Consider the following 17,927-nt stretch of genomic DNA (forward strand, 5'->3'; position numbering starts at 1 on the left):
TTTTGGCGGGCCATCAGGGCCCGTCTTTGCTTTGACAAAAAAGCTTCAACGCCGTACCATCGTTATAGAGATAAGGATTAGGTCAAAGAATGACCGCAAAGTACGCAATAATTCTTAAGCACATGCTTACGAAGTAAGAATTGCTTCGCAATTCTTTAAGTCCATGCTTACGAAGTAAGAATTGCTTCGCAATTCTTTAAGTCCATGCTTACGAAGTAAGAATTGCTTCGCAATTCTTTTTAGGAGGTGACAAAGTGAATTTTCTAGGAAGGTTTCAGCAGCTTGGACGGGCTTTCATGCTGCCTATGATCGTTCTTCCCGCCGCCGCAATCTTTTTATTTTTAAGCCAGCTGCCATGGGATCTTCTTGGAATTCCCAATGCCGCCGATTATCTAAAGGCGGCAGGCCACGCGATTTTTACGTTTCTTCCTTATATGTTCGCCCTTGGCGTCTCGCTTGGTTTAACGGGCAACGCTCTGGCAGCCGGTATGGCTGCGCTCGCGGGGATGGTAATCTATGTCGGCGTAACCGGTACCGCGGATCCGCAGATTGAACCTACCGTGTTCGTAGGCTCCATCATCGGTATGATATCCGGCTTCAGTTACGAACGTTTTAAGAACCTGCGCTTGCCGGAATACATACAGTTTTTCGGCGGACCCCGGTTTGTGCCTTTATTCGTCAGTGTTGTAACCGTTATCCTGTCCATGGCCATGATCGGCGTCGCGCCGTTAATTCAGCGCATGCTGGAGGGGCTGGGCGATATCGTCGCTTCCGGCGGCGGATTTGGCGTGTTTTTGTTTGGATTTCTGTACCGCATTCTTGTCGTGTTTGGCCTGCATCACCTGCTCAGCCATGTGTTCTGGTTCCAGGTGGGGGGGTACGAGACGACGGACGGATCGATGGTATACGGCGATTTGCCGCGGTTTTTCGCCGGCGATCCGACAGCGGGGGCATTTATGGCCGGCATGTATCCGATTGTCATGTTTGCTTTGCCGGCAATAGCGTTCGCCATCATTCACGAGGCCAGGGAAGATTTGAAGCCTAAGATCCGCAAGACGTTCCTCTATGCGTCATTGGCTTCTTTTCTGACAGGAGTCACGGAGCCGGTTGAGTTTGCCTTCTTGTTTGTAGCGCCCTACTTGTTCGTGGTGCATGCGATATTGTCGGGCGTCATTATGTGGGTCACCTATGAATTGGGCATCCGGCACGGGTTTTCTTTCTCCGGCGGCGTTATCGATTACATTATTAACGAACATCTGGCTACGAGAGGCTGGCTGCTGATCCCCATCGGGATTGTTGTTGGACTTGTATATTACGTGGTGTTCCGCTGGGCAATCAACCGGTTCCGGATTCCTACCCCGGGACGCGAGGAAGGTTCGCAGCTCGACGAATGGGCTGGCGACATTCCATACCGCGCTCCCCTGATCCTGCAAGCAATCGGCGGCAAGGACAATATTGTGCAGATGGAGTCCTGTATCACAAGGCTTCGCCTCAAGGTTTCCAACGAGAAGCTGCTTGACAATAACGCCTTGAGAAACCTGGGTGCGGCTGGGGTGCTTAGACTTGGCGGAGGCAACGTCCAGGTTGTATTCGGCACGTATTCGGAATTGATTCGGGCAGAGATGCTAAAAGCCATTCAACGCGACCAGGAGCAGGTGTTGTTCAGTTCGCCTGTCCAAGGACGCATGATTCCGCTTGAGGATGTTCCCGATCCGATATTCGCAGGCAAGCTGGTTGGACAAGGCGTTGCCTTCATTCCCGAGAAGGGCGAGCTTGTATCGCCTGTAAAGGGCACCGTTATAATCGTGTACCCAACGATGCATGCCGTAGGCATTCGCACGCAGGAAGGGCTTGAGGTTCTGCTTCATATCGGCATCGATACTTCCAAGCTCACCGGAAAATCGTATTTCAAAGCGGTCGTCGAAGAAGGACAGGAAGTTATGCCGGGCGATATGCTCGTGCGCTTTGATCTGCAGCGTGTCCGCAAGGAAAGCAAATCTCTTGCTACGCCGATGGTTATTACCAATTCGGATCTTGTTCATTCCTGGCGCTTCGCGCCGTTTAAAGCAGTGAAGAAGGGGCAGTCTTCGGTTTTGTCCGTTGTCCTTAAAGAGAGAAATGGTGGAGGGGAAAAACCATGATACAAGGAATAGGCGCTTCGGCCGGCATTGCGATCGGGAAGTCGTTTGTACTGCCGAACTGGGAATGGGAATTTCCCGAGCAGCGTGTCGATGTTGCTGATTTTGCGCGGGAGTTCGAGAGGGTCTACGAGGGAATACGCACATCCAAGCATGAGATCGAACAGATCAAGGATGAGCTAAGGGAAGTGGTAGGCTCCGACGAGACGCAAATTTTCGACGCGCATCTGGCGATTTTGGACGATCCGGTGTTTATGAACGAGATTCAGGGGATCATCCAGCGTCAATACAAAGCTGCGGAAGTTGCGGTGAAGGAAGCCATCGATCACTTTGTAACGATGTTTGATCTGCTCGATGACGAGTACATGAAGGAACGCGCCCTCGACATTAAAGATGTCGGGAACCGTCTGCTCAAGCATCTGCTTGGCGCTCCGGAGATTACTCTCCCATCCGATACGCAGCCTTTTATTCTGATCGCGCGGGAGCTGTCTCCATCCCAGCTGGCCCACATTAACCCGAACAACGTGCTTGGCATTGTTACGCTTGCCGGAAGCTCGACCTCTCATTCCGCCATAATGGCCCGCGCTCTCGGCGTTCCGCTAGTCGTAGGGGTGGAGGCAAAGCTGGAGGAGCCGATCCAGACCGGCCAATCTCTTATTATTGACGGTACGGAAGGTCTGCTGTTTATTGAACCCGATGACTCGTTAGTCCGGCATTACTCCGAGCTTCAAACCAGACAGGCGGAAGCGAGACATCGCCTAAGCAGCATTGCCGGTCATCAGTCGGTGACCCCGGACGGCAAGGTGCTTGGTCTGGCGGCCAATATCAGCTCTCTGAAGGAGCTGGAGGTCGCGTTGTCGAGCGGGGCGCATGGCGTTGGATTGTTCCGCACGGAGTTTCTGTATATGGACCGGAACCGTTTTCCCAAGGAGGAGGAGCAGTTCGAGGTTTACAAAAGCGTCGCCGAGAAGCTGGGCGGCGAGCCGCTTATTATCCGGACGCTGGATATCGGCGGAGATAAGCAGCTCGATTACTTCAATATTCCGGAAGAGGATAATCCGTTCCTTGGATACCGGGCCATTCGGATCTCGCTGGATCGCAAGGACCTGTTCAAGACGCAGCTGAGAGCCATTTTGCGCGCAAGCAGCTTTGGACAGGTAAAGGTGATGTATCCTCTGATTTCGTCGGTAGAGGAAGTAAGAGGAGCTAACCAGGTGCTGGCGGAAGCCAAGCAGGAGCTGGAAAGAGAAGGGATCTCTTACGATCCGGGCATCCAGGTGGGCATTATGGTTGAAGTGCCCGCTGCGGTAATGCTGGCGGATTTGCTTGCGCAGGAGGTTGATTTCTTCAGCATCGGTACAAACGATCTTGTCCAGTTCACTCTGGCGGTCGACCGGATGAACGATGAAATCAGTTATATGTACGAACCGTTTCACCCCGCGGTGCTTCGCATGCTGAAGCAGACGGTTGAAGCGGCCAAGCGGCATGGAATCAAGGTAGGAGTTTGCGGCGAGCTTGCCGGCGATCTGCGTGCCCTGCCGATCTGGCTGGGGCTTGATGTGGATGAAATCAGCATGTCCTCCCATTCCATTCTGCAAGTGAAAGAGCGGCTGCTCTGCACAACGCAGGAAGACAGCCGCTCGCTGCTGCCGCAGCTGCTGGAATGCCGCATGAGCGCGGAGATTCATAAGAAGCTGAAGCAGTTTATGGATTCGGTTGACGAAAAAGGGGCAGCCTCCGCGATTTAGCGGGCGGCTCCTTTTGTCTTCATGCCGTATGGAGCTTAAGCTTGCTGCTCCAGAGCATCGACAAACGCCTTAGCATAAGGCGGCAAATCCGGCGGACGGCGTGCGGAGATCAGGTTGCCGTCGACCACAACCGCTTCATCGAACCATTCGGCGCCGGCGTTTTCCATATCGTCGCGAATGCCCGGCGTGGAAGTGACTTTGCGTCCCTGCAGGATCTTGGCGGAAATGAGAACCCAGCCGGCATGACAGATTTGGCCGATCGGTTTGCCGGCCGCGTCAAGCTCCCGGACAAGCTGCAGCACCTTTGGATAACGTCGCAGCTTGTCCGGTGCCCAGCCGCCGGGAACGAGCAGGCCGGCAATATCGGCGCTGTTGACCTCGTCGAAGGAGAGGTCGGATACAGCGGGAACGCCGTATTTTCCGATATGCTTCTTGCCCTTTTCAGGGCCGGCATACAGGACGGTGGCTCCGGCTTCGCGGACGCGGTACACCGGATACCAAAGCTCGAGATCCTCGAATTCGTCGTCAAGCAGACAAATAACGGTTTTATTATGTAACGACATGATTGATTTCCTCCCGTATTTATTATTTCATATTCATTGTAACGAAGGAGAACACATGAATCAAACGAACAGACGCCGGATTCTCCGTTTTGCGCCGGCAGTGATTTGGATGGCGGTTATTTTCGGATTTTCCTCCCGCACAGGCGATGAGATGAATACGATGCTGCCGTTTTTCCGGAAGTTTTTCCCGCATATGGCGAGCTTCGACTGGGGGCATTTCCTCGCTTACTTTATATTGGCTGCCGCCTTCGATTACGGTGCTGGTAAAAAGGGCGACCGCTTTCTCAGTAAGCTGTCGATTATTATCGGATGCGGTCTGTACGGGGTGACGGATGAATACCATCAATCCTTTGTTGGCGGCAGGATGCCCGATGTGATGGATATCCGCAACGATATGATCGGTGCGGCCGTTTGGGTCATCCTGGTATCGATTCCATTCTTGAAGAAGCGTTGGCGGAAAGTTGCCCCATAGTAAAAATTACATAGTGCGGATAAGCAGGATTTTATGCAGAAAAGGTCGAATCTTTTACGCATCTCGAAATAGAAAAAAAGGAACGGAAGAGAAGCGCGTAAAGGGAGTTGACCAAAGTGCAGAAAAGGTGTCATTGCGGTGACATCATGAAGATGAAACTGCGTACAGTGATTTATTCGGGGAAAGTCGAAATTGACAATGTTCCGATTTATTCATGCTCGGTATGCAGCCGCAGCGAAGTACTTCCCGATGTGAAGCCGGATCTGACCGGACTCATCGCAAAACTGGGCCAAGAGCCTCCGAAGCAAACGTTTTTGTTTAATGAATGCAACGAATGGGCAGATTTGCTCGTAGAAGCAAGCGAGGACAAAAGTCAGCCGGATCCGTATCAGATTGAACGGCTGACGCAGGAGCGCATCAACAACCTGCTCGACCTGCATCTGATTGCGCAATCGCTTCATGATGAGGAATGGATTGCTGATATTAACAAAAGGCTATCTCAACTTAGCAGACGGTCCATGCATACATAAGCCATACGGGAATATCACTCTCCATTTCGCTGCAGGATGAAGCACGGATTGACGCCAGTGCATGCGCTAACATTGCGAAAAGTAATATTTTGTCGTATGATTACGTTAATATGCAGCGAACGTAAATAAAATTTGAGATATTGGAGAGAAGTACCGTGACGGTTACCATTTATGATGTAGCAAGAGAAGCAGGAGTATCGATGGCTACGGTTTCCCGGGTTGTGAACAACAATCCGAACGTGAAGCCGGCAACGCGCAAAAAGGTATACGAGGCTATTGAACGACTTGGGTATCGTCCAAATGCGGTTGCTCGGGGCTTGGCCAGCAAGAAAACGACTACCGTCGGCGTTGTCATTCCGGATATTTCGAATGCCAATTTCGCCGAGGTTGCGCGTGGAATCGAAGATATTGCGAATATGTACCATTATAATATTATTTTGTGTAATGCGGACAAGAAGAAGGACAAAGAGATCCGCGTTATCAACACGCTTCTGGAGAAGCAAGTGGACGGGCTGCTCTTTATGGGCGGCGCTGTGACGGAAGAACATATGCAGGCATTTAAGACCGCTAACGTGCCAATCGTCCTTTGCGCGACAACGGACGAGAACGGTCAAATTCCGTCGGTTGACATTAACCACGAAGAAGCCGCTTACGACGCCGTGCGCAAGCTGGTCCAGGAAGGCCACAAGCGTATTGCGATGATCAGCGGTACGCTGCAGGACCCGGCTAATGGTTATGCCCGTTTCCAAGGGTACAAACGTGCGCTTGAAGACTCCGGCATTCCTTATGATGAAACGCTGGTTCGCACGGGTAATTACCGTTACGAATCCGGTGTTGAAGCCATGAAATATTTCATCGACTTGTCTGTGCGTCCTACTGCCGTGTTTGCCGCAACGGATGAAATGGCGATCGGCGCCATTCATTGCATTCAAGACTCCGGTCTGAAAGTACCTGACGATGTCTCGGTTATCAGCGTTGACAATACGCGTATGGCTTCGATGGTTCGTCCGCAGCTGACCGCCGTCGCTCAGCCGATGTATGATATCGGTGCGGTATCGATGCGTCTGCTCACCAAGCTGATGAAGAAGGAAGTTGTCGAACACGCGAAAGTCATTTTGCCGCATGAAATTGTTGTTCGGCAATCCGTTGGAGGTTTGCAAGCATAATGGCTTTTAATAAAATCGGTATTATCGGTGCAATGGTCGAAGAGATCGAGCTGCTGCACCAAAACGTGAATGTAACAAACAGTGTAACGAAGGCTGGCATTACCTATTATGAAGGCCAGCTTCATGGAAAGACGGTTGTGTTCTGCAAATCCGGTGTAGGGAAAGTTAACGCAGCTGTCTGCACGCAGATTCTGATTGATCTGGGTGTTGACAGCGTGTTGTTTACCGGCGTAGCAGGCGCGCTTGATCCGCGTCTGAATATCGGCGATATCGTGGTTTCGTCCAGCTGCGTACAGCATGATATGGACGTAACGCCGCTCGGATTCGCCAAAGGGGTTATTCCTTATCAGGAGCGTTCGGAGTTCGCGGCCGACGAACGGCTGGTCAAGCTTGCAACGGAAGCAAGCGAGCGTTTGTTTGAAGGGCGCAGCCTGATTGGCAAAGTACTGTCCGGCGATCAGTTCATCGCAAGCCGCGATACGGTTCGCGAGCTGTACGAGAACATGCAGGGCGCGTGCGCGGAGATGGAAGGCGCTTCGGTGGCGCATGTGTGCGATTTGAATGAAGTACCGTTTGTTGTTATCCGCTCGATGTCGGATAAAGCCGACGGTTCGGCGCATGTGAATTACGCGGAGTTTACGGTAACGGCAGCGAACAATTCTTATGCGATTATTGATGACATGATCCAGCATATCTAATGTAAATAGGAACGTCCGTACCTAAAGGTACGGACGTTTTTTAATCTCCGATAAAGGCCTCTTATAGATCTTGGATGGCAATAGCAACAGTCTGTCGGTTTTTACTCTCAATCTCGGCTCTCCGGGGAATAGGCAGGACCTCGCTCATATCATCCAGCCAGCTGACAGGCAAGGGATCGGGGCTTGAGGTGGACCATTTATCCAGCCAGGCTTGAGGCAGAGGAACGTCCTCTTGACGGTTGAGCCGGTCGATGATCGGATCATCCGTCATCGTCAGCCAGACAAGGGACCATGCTCTCGGCACAACCCGCCACCAGTCATAACCGCCGCCACCTAAAGCCACCCAACGCCCCTCGGCATGCTTGTGGGCAAGCTCATGGATGATCATAGGCATTTCCTGATAGATCCGCATGCTGCAATGAATATGCGATAAAGGGTCATAGGCATGCGCGTCGCAGCCATGCTGGCTGACGATAATGTCGGGTTTAAAGGCTTCCGCGATTTTCGTTACCGAGGCGCGAAAGCACTCCAGCCAGGAATCATCCTCTGTATACGGCTCCATCGGAACGTTATAGCAGGCTCCGTAACCGGCGTCCGCTCCTTTCTCATGGACAAATCCGGTTCCGGGGAAGAGGAATTTGCCTGTTTCATGAATGGAGTAGGTGCAAACATCCGGGTCATGGTAAAAGCTCCATTGCACGCCGTCCCCGTGATGGACATCGGTATCGATATAGAGAACTCGCGCCCCGTAGGTCTGGCGTATGTATTGAATGGCAACGGCGGCATCGTTATAGACGCAGAAGCCTGCTCCGCGCTCAGGAAAGGCGTGGTGAAGTCCGCCGGCCATGTGATAAGCATGTAAGGCTTGGCCGCTCATGACGAGTTCGGCAGCGTGAACGGAGCCGGCGGTTATGGTAGCCGCTGCGTTGTGCATACCGGGAAAAAAGGGGGTATCCTCCGTATCCAGGCCGTATTTTCCGGCAGCCGACGCCGCAGTCTGAGCAGGGATGTCCATGCTTAGCTGCTGAACGGCATTTATGTAATCCGCCCGGTGAACGAGCGCAAGCAGCTCCTCGTTTGCCGTAGCAGAAGGGGAGTTAATCTGTTCTTGGCGAAGCACTCCCGCAGCCTGCAGCAAATCAAGCGTAAGAGCGATGCGAAACGGGCTGAAAGGATGCTGCTCCCCAAATTGATAACGGGTACTGTCAGAATGATGAACGAATATAGCGTTAGTCACTTCTTAACCTCCCAAATAAAAAACACGCTAATACATGAAACGCTGCCGGAAGCGGATTCGATCGAATTGCTCTTCTGACTCCTGCGGTACTTCTTTGCCGATGCGAACCATCAAGCAGTTGGCAGGATGCGAGCAAATCTCCGGATCATCGGTTGCGTACCAGACCATGCCGACGGATTTCATCAGCTTCTCCATAATGCCCCGATACTCCCATACGCTCAGCTTGGTTCCTTCTAAATCCCAATGCCAGTAATACTCTGTGGTAAAGACGATCATATTTTCAAGCTGATCCTCTGCAAAAGCCAATTGAATCATTTTTTTGCCGAGCCCATAGGAACGATATTGATCGGCTACCTCGATCGCCCCCAGCTCTACTAAATCCGGCATGCCGGCTTCGTACCAGCGTTCCAATTCATCCGGGTAATGAAAGGTAACGTAACCAACAATCAGCTCGTCTACGCGGGCTAGAATAATGCGTCCTTCTTCTAGACCGGCAATCTCTACCAGCGCTTCATGCTGGTCCCTTGGCCGACGAAACGCGTCCAGGTCCGCATGCATGGCGAGAGTTCGCAAGGATTCCGGCGGAACGGGGCCTTCAATAATGCAAATTCGGCCGTCCCGCAAATCAATCTGCTGCCTTTGATACATTTTGCGATGCTCCAATAACGGTATCTCCTTTCCGAGGCCGTGAGCTCCCTTATATTTAAGGTTATAGCAAACATCGGGGAAAATGAAAAGCATAGTCGAATGGAAACTCATTATGCTATAATTGTTGTGGCGGTTGAGTAACCGGAAAAGACGCGAACGATAGACGGCTTGTTTGCCTGCGAGATCCGGCTAGCATTTGTAAGCGTATTCTTTACGGTTAAGGTTTAACAGATTTGATGGGAGAGTGATAGAATGATCAACTTGCATCAAGAACGAATTCCAGCAGTGGCAACAAATCCGAATCTTAAGAATTACGAGCAAGCAGCGAATGATTTCAAATGGGAAGAGATTGAAAGCCAATTCAGCTGGCATGAAACAGGGAAAGTTAACATGGCGTACGAAGCCATTGACCGTCATGTGGAGTCTGGCAAAGGGTCGAATATTGCCCTTTATTATAGTGACAACACACGAGACGAATCTTATACGTACGAACAAATGAGCAAGCAGTCGAACCGGTTCGCGAACGTGCTGCGGAAGTACGGTATCGGAAAAGGCGAACGCGTATTTATCTTTATGCCGCGCACGCCGGAATTGTATTTTGGCGTACTTGGCGTATTGAAGGTAGGTGCCGTGGTTGGACCGTTATTCGAAGCGTTTATGGAGACGGCTGTCAAAGACCGCCTGCAGGACAGCGAAGCAACGGCGATTATTACAACACCGGCTCTTCTTCCGCGTATTAAACGCGACGAGCTGCCTAACTTGAAACATATTTTTGTATTTGGCGAGAACGTAGCGACTGATGATGTTATTGTCGATTTCAGCGCGGAGATGGCGCAAGCTTCGGAAGAAGCCGAGATCGAATGGCTCGACCGCGAGGATGGCCTGATTCTCCATTATACTTCCGGTTCGACCGGCAAGCCTAAAGGGGTCTTCCACGTACAGAACGCCATGATTCAGCATTACTACACGGGTAAAATCGTACTCGATCTGAAGGAAGGCGATATTTACTGGTGTACGGCCGACCCGGGCTGGGTAACGGGAACCTCTTACGGTGTCTTCGCGCCATGGCTGAACGGAGCGACTAACGTTATTCGCGGCGGACGCTTTAGCCCAAGCGATTGGTACGGCACGATTCAAAAATACGGCGTAACGGTATGGTATAGTGCTCCTACCGCGTTCCGTATGCTGATGGGAGCAGGAGATGACCTTTCCAGCTCGTTTGACCTGTCGAGCCTGCGTCACGTGCTCAGCGTTGGCGAACCGCTTAACCCGGAGGTTGTGCGCTGGGGAATGAAAGTGTACAAACAACGTATCCATGATACCTGGTGGATGACGGAAACGGGCGCTCAGCTGATCTGCAATTATCCGTCCATGGATATTAAGCCGGGGTCGATGGGTAAACCGCTGCCAGGCGTCAAAGCGGCGATTATCGACGATCAGGGCAACGAACTTCCGCCGTATCGCATGGGTAACCTCGCCGTGCAGACTCCATGGCCATCGATGATGCGCAAAATTTGGAACAATCCTTCGAAGTACGAAGAATATTTCCGTATTCAAGGCTGGTACATTTCCGGAGACTCTGCTTACATGGATGAAGACGGTTACTTCTGGTTCCAGGGCCGAATCGATGATGTCATCAACACAGCCGGGGAACGAGTAGGTCCGTTTGAAGTTGAAAGCAAGCTTGTAGAGCATCCAGCGGTCGCCGAAGCCGGCGTAATCGGCAAGCCGGACCCTATGCGCGGCGAGATTATTAAAGCGTTTATCGCGCTTCGTGAGGGCTATACGGCTTCGGATGAGCTGAAGGCCGAGATTGCGCAATTCGTAAAGGTCGGATTATCGGCTCATGCCGCGCCGCGCGAAATCGAGTTCAAAGATAAATTGCCGAAGACGCGCAGCGGCAAAATCATGCGCCGCGTCCTTAAAGCTTGGGAGCTTAACCTTCCAACAGGCGACTTGTCAACAATCGAGGACTAATATATTGACAGTATTTAAAAAGCGCCACGGAATTAGTCCGTGGCGCTTTTTTCTGTTCTTTTCTTAAAGGAGCAGATTGAATGATTCTGGAGACTCGCCTTTGTACACGGATTCCCCCCATAGTAAACTTGTTCAAGGAATCCGGGTACAACAGCGATCGGAAGAACATTCAAATGCGGAGTATTTATTTCCCCACTTTAACTTGCTGCGAAGGAGGGGATTTGCCGGTGTCATTTTCCGCAATGACGTAGAAGGTACCGGTCGTTAAAGGCGAAGCATATTCAAAGCTTGGATTTTGCGTTTTTCCTACCTCAACGTATTTACCGTCGTTATTTGCGCTAAAAAATACATGATAGGTCGTAACGTATTCGGCATCCGCGTTAGCGTTCCATGTCAGCAGCACGCTCAAATCGGTAGGGGCCGCTGCCAAGCCGCTCGGCGAGGAAGGAGGGGCCAAATCCGGATGCTCCGACCCTTGGTTACTGCCGTTATCGGTGTTATCGCCAGGCAATCCAGGAAGGCCCGGAAGCTCGACTGCTCCTTTTCCGAAGGTAACTACTTGACTTGCTGCCGATTCTTTGCCTGCTACGTCAACCGCAGTGACGTAGAAGCTGTAGCCTTGATTGCCGGATACCGTAATTTTTGCCTTGAGCTCGTCGCCAACGAGAATGGATTCCCCAATCTTCTGGACTGGCTGTCCGTTAACCGACTGATAGACCCGGTAGCCTACGATGTCCTTCTCGGTGCCGCCCGTGAAGGTCAGCATAACGACTCCGGAGCCAATGGATTGCAGTTTCACATTGCTTGGAGCATTTGGCGCATTACCGTCATCGACCCGAGGATCTACTTTGGAAGGCGCGTTGGAATCCGCGTCTGCAGGCAGATAAGATTCAAGCGACTTTCTGCTGCTTGCCGGAAGCTTCTCTTGCGCTGCCTTGATTTCTTCCATTAATTCGTCAAGCGGTTTCTTCCGTTTGATCACGATTCGTTCGCGGACCATATCCTGCGGTGTGGCAGGATTAGGTACATAGTTAACGCCGTTGAAAGGAATATACGCCATTTTCACTAAAGCGTCGTCGGTTTCCTTCGGCAAATACTTCTGATTGAACCAGTCTGTAACAAGCATGCCCGCTTCCTTCGTCAACTGGCTTGGAAGCTTGCCGCTTGCGCTCGATACCGTAGCTTTTACAAGACCGGAAGGACGTTCGAATTCCTTCGTCGGGAAGAGCTCGGGCTTGGCTTTCGTAATTTCGTTCATCATAAGCGCCCAGATGGAGCGTGCCCGCTTCTTGCCGGGGTCGGACAACGTATGAATCTGTTCTTCATAACCCGCCCATACGCCCAGGGTTACATCCGGGGTGAAGCCCATAAACCATACGTCGCCGTAGCTTTGCGTCGTACCGGTTTTGCCCGCGATCGGAATTTTACCGTATTGCTTGAAATCACTTGTCAAGGAGTGTGCCGTACCTTGACCGCTCGATACGACCGTCTTCAGCATGTCGGTAACGAGGAATGCCGTTTGCGGCGAGAATACCTGTTTTGGAGCAGCTTTATGCTCGTAAACCGGTTTTCCTTGCGAATCGGTAATTTTCGAGATCATGTAAGCATCGTTAAAGACGCCTTTGTTCGGTATAGCGCCATAGGCATTCGTGAGCTCTTCAACCGAAACCCCGATGCTAAGGCCACCGATTACGCCGGTCTGCGCATTGTCGTCCTGCGGCTGCAAGGTTGTAATGCCAAGCTCGCGTGCGAAGCTCCAAGCGCCTTTGATCGTAACATCGTCAAGGAAAATCTTGATAGCCGGCAGATTGAGCGAGCGGTTTAACGCTTCGCGCGCCGTTACCAGCCCAAGGTATCGGTTCGTCGAGTTTTTCGGGATGTGGAAGCCTTTTTGTCCATCCTTCAGCACGACGGGAGCATCATCGACGATACTCGCAGGCTGTATGAGTCCTTTATCGATGGCTGGCAGGTAGGCAGCGATTGTTTTCATCGCGGAGCCTGGCTGACGCGTCATCTGGGTGGCAAAGTTCATTTGCTCCTCATAGAAGTCGCGGCCTTCCAGCATGCTTAGAATCGCGCCGGTCTTGTGGTCGATCATGACAGCCGCAGTCTGCTCGAGACCCTTCTCCTTGCTGAATGCCGAGAAGTTCTTAGGGTTCGCCGCGATATCGTGCATGATCTTGTAGATGTCTTTATCAATCGTCGTATAGACATGATAACCGCCGTTGAGCAGGCGCTGACGGGCATCTTCTACAAGCGCGGAGTTTTCCTTCTTCTTCAAGTCTGCCTGCGTAAGCTTCGGGTTTTCCTGAAGTACCAGGATTTCAGCTGCCTGGCGTTCCGCCTCCAGCATCAGGTATGGATAAGTGGTATAAGCCTTCTCCGATGGCGGCGCAAGGGAGGAGCGGATATCGAAAGCTTTCGCTTCATCATATTGCTGCTTCGTAATCCGTCCGAACTTCAGCATTTGCGACAAAACAGTGCCTTGGCGCTCCACCGCTAGCTGGAAGCCTTCCTCATCGAATTGCCCTTTGCTGGTGAACGCGGTATAAGCGGAAGGGCGCTGCGGCAGTCCGGCCAGATAAGCCGCCTGCGCAATATTTAATTGGTTAAGGTCGGTGATATTGAACAGACCCCGGGCCGCCGACTTAATGCCGTATAGATTATAACCGCTGGATCCGTTGCCAAATGGCACTTTGTTCAAGTAAGCGGCGAGAATCTCGCCTTTGGTCAAGTAACGTTCCATCCGGAGTGCAAGAAACATCTCTTTGACTTTGCGGCTGTCCGTCTTGTCCAAGCTGAGGAATACGCGTCGCGCCAGCTGCTGCGTCAGAGTGCTGCCGCCGGTTTGCGTATCTTCATTTAAGAGCTTCTGTTTGACGGCCCGTCCAAGGCCGCTGATGTCGACGCCTTTGTGATGCATGAAATTGTTGTCTTCAATGGCAAGCACGGCGTCGATAACCTGCTGAGGCAGATCGTCGTATTCGATCGGCGTACGGTCCTCTTCGGTCCGAAGCTGGCCAACCAGCGTATCGTCGTTGAAATACACATATCCTGTAATCGAATTTTCGTTTACTTTTTCCTCAATTAATGTGCGAGGACGCACAACCTCGTCCTTGACTAGCGAGGCGACATAGCCGGTCACGGCCCCGCCGGTTAATAAACCGATAAAAATGCCGAAATAAATGAGCCATTTGACAGTCATCAATGATATGATTCCGAAAGTACGCCATCCGCTCCTGCGGGGCGGCGATTTGCGATCTTCTTCTTGCATATGTACAAATTCCCCCTCTAAATGACCAGAACCTATTATAACACAGAACGTTTATTTGGAGCACTAGCATGATTGACTTCCCTTTAGCTCTGTGGTAGCGACTCCCAAAATGCTTAATAGGCGTGGAGTTAGCTCGAATGGTGTCAATCATTGGCTTCCTTGGAGCGGCAACCCCGTTCTGAACGTCGCGCATTTTCATGCATTGTTATCTTGCCCAAATGTTTGGTTTCGGCAGCGCACCTTCTGCGGGGATGAGGCGCGACATCCCCTAGCCGTCTATATAGACGTAGCAGGTCAGGAAAAGTTGTATGGTTAATGGGAATAATTGCGCCGCCGATGCTTGGAATCATTAAAAAAATGAAGCTTGCGATTAGAAATCCCCCATTTTTCCGAAACAAAAGCGGGGGTATTCGCGTATGAATTAACAGCATATGGTTGCTGTGAGAGGAGGAGGAAGTTGGAGGCGGTATTTTGGGGTTGTCTCATCGGCGGAGCTTTATATGCCATTATTAGCGCACTGCTTGGGGATTTGATCGGTCACGCGCTGGGCGGCATTCTTGATTTCTTGTCGCTGGACGGCCATCCGTGGCTTAATCCGACAACCTTGGTTGGCGGAATTACCGCATTCGGCGGTGCGGGGCTGCTGCTCGCGCATTACACGGCGCTAGGTCTTGCGGCCGTATTCATTCTTGCTCTTGCCGGCGGCGTGGTTATCGGCGGCAGCGGTTATTTCCTGTACGTTAAACCGATGAGCGAAAGCGAGAATTCGATTGCGTTTTCGGAGAAGGATCTGAGCGGCAAGATCGCCGAGGTGATTACAGCGATCCCTTCCAAGGGGTATGGCGAAGTTCTGGTCAAGGCGGGTGCGGGACATACCAACCAGATTGCCGCAAGCTTCGACGGTGATGCTATACCAGGCGGTTCACGGGTTGTTATCGTGGAAGTAAAAGAAAACACGTTGTATGTCTCCAAGCTTGACCCTTACTAAAAAGTGCTAAACTGAGAGGAGAAAGTTCATGCCAGAGTATTTTGTTATTCCTTCTATTGTAGTTGCCGTATTCGTTATTCTCGGTATTGCCTTTTGGGCGCGCTACCGTACCGTAAGCCCGGACGAAGCGATGATCGTAACGGGTTCGTTCTTGGGAAGCCGGAATGTAAGCACGGATGAATCCGGCCGCAAAATCAAAATCGTCCGCGGCGGGGGCGCTTTTATCCTTCCGATTTTTCAGAAGGCAGAGTTTCTGTCGCTGCTCTCCCACAAGCTGGACGTCTCTACTCCGGAAGTATATACGGAACAAGGCGTACCCGTTATGGCTGATGGCGTGGCGATTATCAAAATCGGAGGTATCGTCGAGGATGTGGCCACGGCAGCCGAGCAGTTCATGGGCAAACCAACCGAAGCGCTGAAGAGCGAAGCGCAAGAGGTGCTGGAGGGTCATCTCAGGGCTATTCTCGGTACGATGACAGTAGAAGAGGTTTACCGGAACCGCGACAAATTCGCGCAAGAGGTGCAGGGCGTCGCAGCCAAGGATTTGAAAAAGATGGGTCTTCAGATCGTTTCCTTCACCATCAAGGATTTACGGGATAAGCACGGATACCTGGATGCTCTGGGCAAACCGCGTATTGCCGCCGTCAAACGCGATGCGGACATTGCGGAGGCGGAAGCGGTAAGAGATTCCCGAATCAAGAAGGCGCTTGCCGAGGAAGAAGGGCAAAAGGCCGAGCTTCTGCGCGATACCAATATCGCCGAAGCCGCTAAAGAGAAGGAGCTGAAGGTTGCTTCCTTCAAACGCGAGCAGGATATGGCGAAGGCGGAAGCGGATCAGGCTTATTCGATTCAGGAAGCGCGCGCGAAGCAAAGCGTAGTAGAAGAGCAGATGAAGGTTGAGCTTGTTCGGAAGGAACGCGAGATCGATCTGGAAGCAAAAGAAATTCTGCGCCGCGAGAAGCAGTACGATGCGGAAGTGAAGAAAAAAGCCGAAGCCGACCGTTATGCGGTGGAGCAAGCGGCCGAAGCGGACAAAACGAAAAAGCTCCGCGAAGCGGACGCGGTGCAATACCGCATTGAATCGGAAGCGAAGGCGCTTGCCGAGCAAAAGCGTCTGGACGGTCTTGCGATCGCCGACGCAGAGCGCGCGAAAGGGACGGCGGAAGCCGAGGTTATCCGTCTGCGCGGTCTTGCCGAGGCGGAAGCGAAGGAAAAGCTTGCTCAAGCATTCGAAAGCTTTGGCGAAGCTGCGGTTCTCGATATCATTGTGAAAATGCTGCCTGAGCTGGCCGGCAAAGTGGCAGAACCGATTAAAAGCATCGACAAGCTGACGGTTGTGGATACCGGACAAGGCGAGGGAGCGGCCCGCGTAAGCAATTACGTGACCAGCTTGATGGCGACAGCGCCGGAGATGCTGAAAAGCGTATCCGGAATCGATGTCAACTCGCTGATGAAAAGCTTAACGTCCCGGGTATCGGGCACGTTGTCCCAGACGGCAGCTGCTGCCGAGGCACCCGTACAAGTCCCGCAGCCAGCGGAGCCTGCCCAGGGAAAAGAATAAACGAAACATAAAAATCCCGGAGAGGACGCAAGGATCCTCTCCGGGATTTCTTTTCCGGCAATAGAACAGGTTACGTCATAATTTCACGGCCGAGATACGAATACGTCTGTAATCGGCCAGATAGACGCCGCTGGCGGTCGGCAGCTTCTGTTTGGCTGCCTCGTATACTTCTTGCTTGGCGGACTGTCTAGCCGCGTCCTCCAGCCCTTTGAAGAAAGCATCCCCGAATCCGTCCAGCCAATGCATAACCCCAGTATCGCCTTCAGGCAAAGGAGTAGGTCGATCGAAATGCTCGGCGATTCTTACTTCGAATCCATATTCCTCGAGCAGGCTTGTGTATTCGCCAATGGAAGGGAAGTACCAAGGATTCCGTTCAGCCGGCTCTATGCCGTACCGCGGCATCACCTCGTAAAAGGCCCGGACAAAACCATCTACATTGCCCTTGCCGCCAAATTCGGCAACAAATCTTCCTCCGCTTTTTAAGGAATCCCGCACGGATTCGATTACCCCTCTGGCATTTTTCATCCAGTGCAAGGCTGCATTCGAGAAGATAGCATCAAACGGAGCTTCAAAGCTGAACTGTTCACCGTCGCCAACGATGAAGGTTATTTCGGGATATTTGCTTCTTGCCGATACAATCATGGCTTCCGACTGATCCATCCCGGTTACCTTCGAGCCGGTACCGGCGATCTCAACCGCCAGATCACCTGTCCCGCAGCCCAGATCCAGAATATGTTCCCCCGGCTGCGGATCCAGCCAATCCAGAATGCCTTTGCCAAGCTTTGATACAAATCCGAGCTGCGTATCGTATGTTCCGGGATTCCATGACTGCGTGCCTTGCTTGATCATGTTTCATCGCCTCCGTTCGGTTATACATTAGTTTTACCTTCTTTAGCCATATAAATGAAATATATAATATCTATTCTC

The 17,927-nt window shown here is 51.9% G+C and carries 14 protein-coding genes; 9 read left to right on the forward strand and 5 right to left on the reverse strand.

The window, feature by feature from the left end; genetic code table 11:
* The first annotated feature begins 254 nt into the window (after positions 1–254).
* Together FHT67_RS09630 and ptsP are read left to right on the forward strand one after the other, a co-directional pair.
* Positions 255–2,141: a glucose PTS transporter subunit IIA gene (locus tag FHT67_RS09630; protein ID WP_167197662.1), complete on the forward strand. Its 1,887-nt coding sequence runs from the start codon at positions 255–257 to the stop codon at positions 2,139–2,141.
* Positions 2,138–3,886 carry a phosphoenolpyruvate--protein phosphotransferase gene (gene ptsP / locus FHT67_RS09635; RefSeq protein WP_132306149.1) on the forward strand — a complete coding sequence of 583 codons (1,749 nt, stop codon included), beginning with the start codon at positions 2,138–2,140 and terminating at the stop codon, positions 3,884–3,886. The genes FHT67_RS09630 and ptsP overlap by 4 nt, the downstream gene beginning before the upstream one ends.
* 35 nt (positions 3,887–3,921) lie before the next feature.
* On the opposite strand, the gene FHT67_RS09640 is transcribed toward ptsP, so the two are convergent.
* Positions 3,922–4,449, reverse strand: coding sequence for a type 1 glutamine amidotransferase domain-containing protein (locus tag FHT67_RS09640; protein WP_167197665.1), 528 nt, complete (start codon positions 4,447–4,449; stop codon positions 3,922–3,924).
* A gap of 55 nt (positions 4,450–4,504) precedes the next feature.
* Here FHT67_RS09640 and FHT67_RS09645 point away from each other — a divergent pair, with 55 nt between their 5' ends.
* The 4 genes from FHT67_RS09645 (at position 4,505) to FHT67_RS09660 (ending at position 7,315) form a co-directional block, all read left to right on the forward strand.
* Positions 4,505–4,921, forward strand: a complete 417-nt coding sequence (locus FHT67_RS09645; protein WP_132306145.1) for a VanZ family protein — start codon at positions 4,505–4,507, stop codon at positions 4,919–4,921.
* A gap of 116 nt (positions 4,922–5,037) precedes the next feature.
* Positions 5,038–5,451, forward strand: a complete 414-nt coding sequence (locus tag FHT67_RS09650) for a hypothetical protein (RefSeq protein ID WP_132306143.1) — start codon at positions 5,038–5,040, stop codon at positions 5,449–5,451.
* Between the two features lie 155 nt (positions 5,452–5,606).
* Complete coding sequence (ccpA, locus tag FHT67_RS09655) at positions 5,607–6,617, forward strand: catabolite control protein A (protein WP_132306141.1); 1,011 nt, start codon at positions 5,607–5,609, stop codon at positions 6,615–6,617.
* Positions 6,617–7,315, forward strand: a complete 699-nt coding sequence (locus tag FHT67_RS09660; RefSeq protein WP_167197668.1) for a 5'-methylthioadenosine/adenosylhomocysteine nucleosidase — start codon at positions 6,617–6,619, stop codon at positions 7,313–7,315. The genes ccpA and FHT67_RS09660 overlap by 1 nt, the downstream gene beginning before the upstream one ends.
* Before the next feature lie 61 nt (positions 7,316–7,376).
* Here the strand turns inward: FHT67_RS09660 and FHT67_RS09665 are convergent, their stop codons facing one another.
* Both FHT67_RS09665 and FHT67_RS09670 read right to left on the reverse strand, forming a co-directional pair.
* Positions 7,377–8,552: an arginase family protein gene (locus FHT67_RS09665; protein WP_167197670.1), complete on the reverse strand. Its 1,176-nt coding sequence runs from the start codon at positions 8,550–8,552 to the stop codon at positions 7,377–7,379.
* A gap of 27 nt (positions 8,553–8,579) precedes the next feature.
* Positions 8,580–9,215 (reverse strand): GNAT family N-acetyltransferase, encoded by a 636-nt coding sequence (locus FHT67_RS09670; protein ID WP_132306135.1) that lies wholly within the window; start codon positions 9,213–9,215, stop codon positions 8,580–8,582.
* Positions 9,216–9,452: 237 nt separating this feature from the next.
* Here FHT67_RS09670 and acsA point away from each other — a divergent pair, with 237 nt between their 5' ends.
* A complete protein-coding gene (gene acsA / locus FHT67_RS09675) occupies positions 9,453–11,177 on the forward strand; it encodes an acetate--CoA ligase (RefSeq protein WP_132306133.1) in 1,725 nt (574 codons plus the stop codon).
* A 184-nt stretch (positions 11,178–11,361) separates the two neighbouring features.
* Here the strand turns inward: acsA and FHT67_RS09680 are convergent, their stop codons facing one another.
* Positions 11,362–14,451 carry a penicillin-binding protein 1A gene (locus FHT67_RS09680; RefSeq protein WP_167197673.1) on the reverse strand — a complete coding sequence of 1,030 codons (3,090 nt, stop codon included), beginning with the start codon at positions 14,449–14,451 and terminating at the stop codon, positions 11,362–11,364.
* A gap of 457 nt (positions 14,452–14,908) precedes the next feature.
* Between FHT67_RS09680 and FHT67_RS09685 the strand changes: the two genes are divergently transcribed.
* Together FHT67_RS09685 and FHT67_RS09690 are read left to right on the forward strand one after the other, a co-directional pair.
* Complete coding sequence (locus FHT67_RS09685; RefSeq protein WP_132306131.1) at positions 14,909–15,439, forward strand: NfeD family protein; 531 nt, start codon at positions 14,909–14,911, stop codon at positions 15,437–15,439.
* A 28-nt stretch (positions 15,440–15,467) separates the two neighbouring features.
* Entirely contained in the window at positions 15,468–17,000 is a 1,533-nt protein-coding gene (locus FHT67_RS09690) for a flotillin family protein (RefSeq protein WP_132306129.1), read from the forward strand.
* Between the two features lie 75 nt (positions 17,001–17,075).
* Here FHT67_RS09690 and FHT67_RS09695 read toward each other — a convergent pair whose 3' ends face one another.
* Positions 17,076–17,849 (reverse strand): class I SAM-dependent methyltransferase, encoded by a 774-nt coding sequence (locus FHT67_RS09695; protein ID WP_167197676.1) that lies wholly within the window; start codon positions 17,847–17,849, stop codon positions 17,076–17,078.
* Positions 17,850–17,927 lie beyond the last annotated feature (78 nt).

The sequence above is a fragment of the Paenibacillus sp. BK720 genome, from assembly GCF_011761545.1.
Classification (GTDB): Bacteria; Bacillota; Bacilli; order Paenibacillales; family Paenibacillaceae; genus Pristimantibacillus.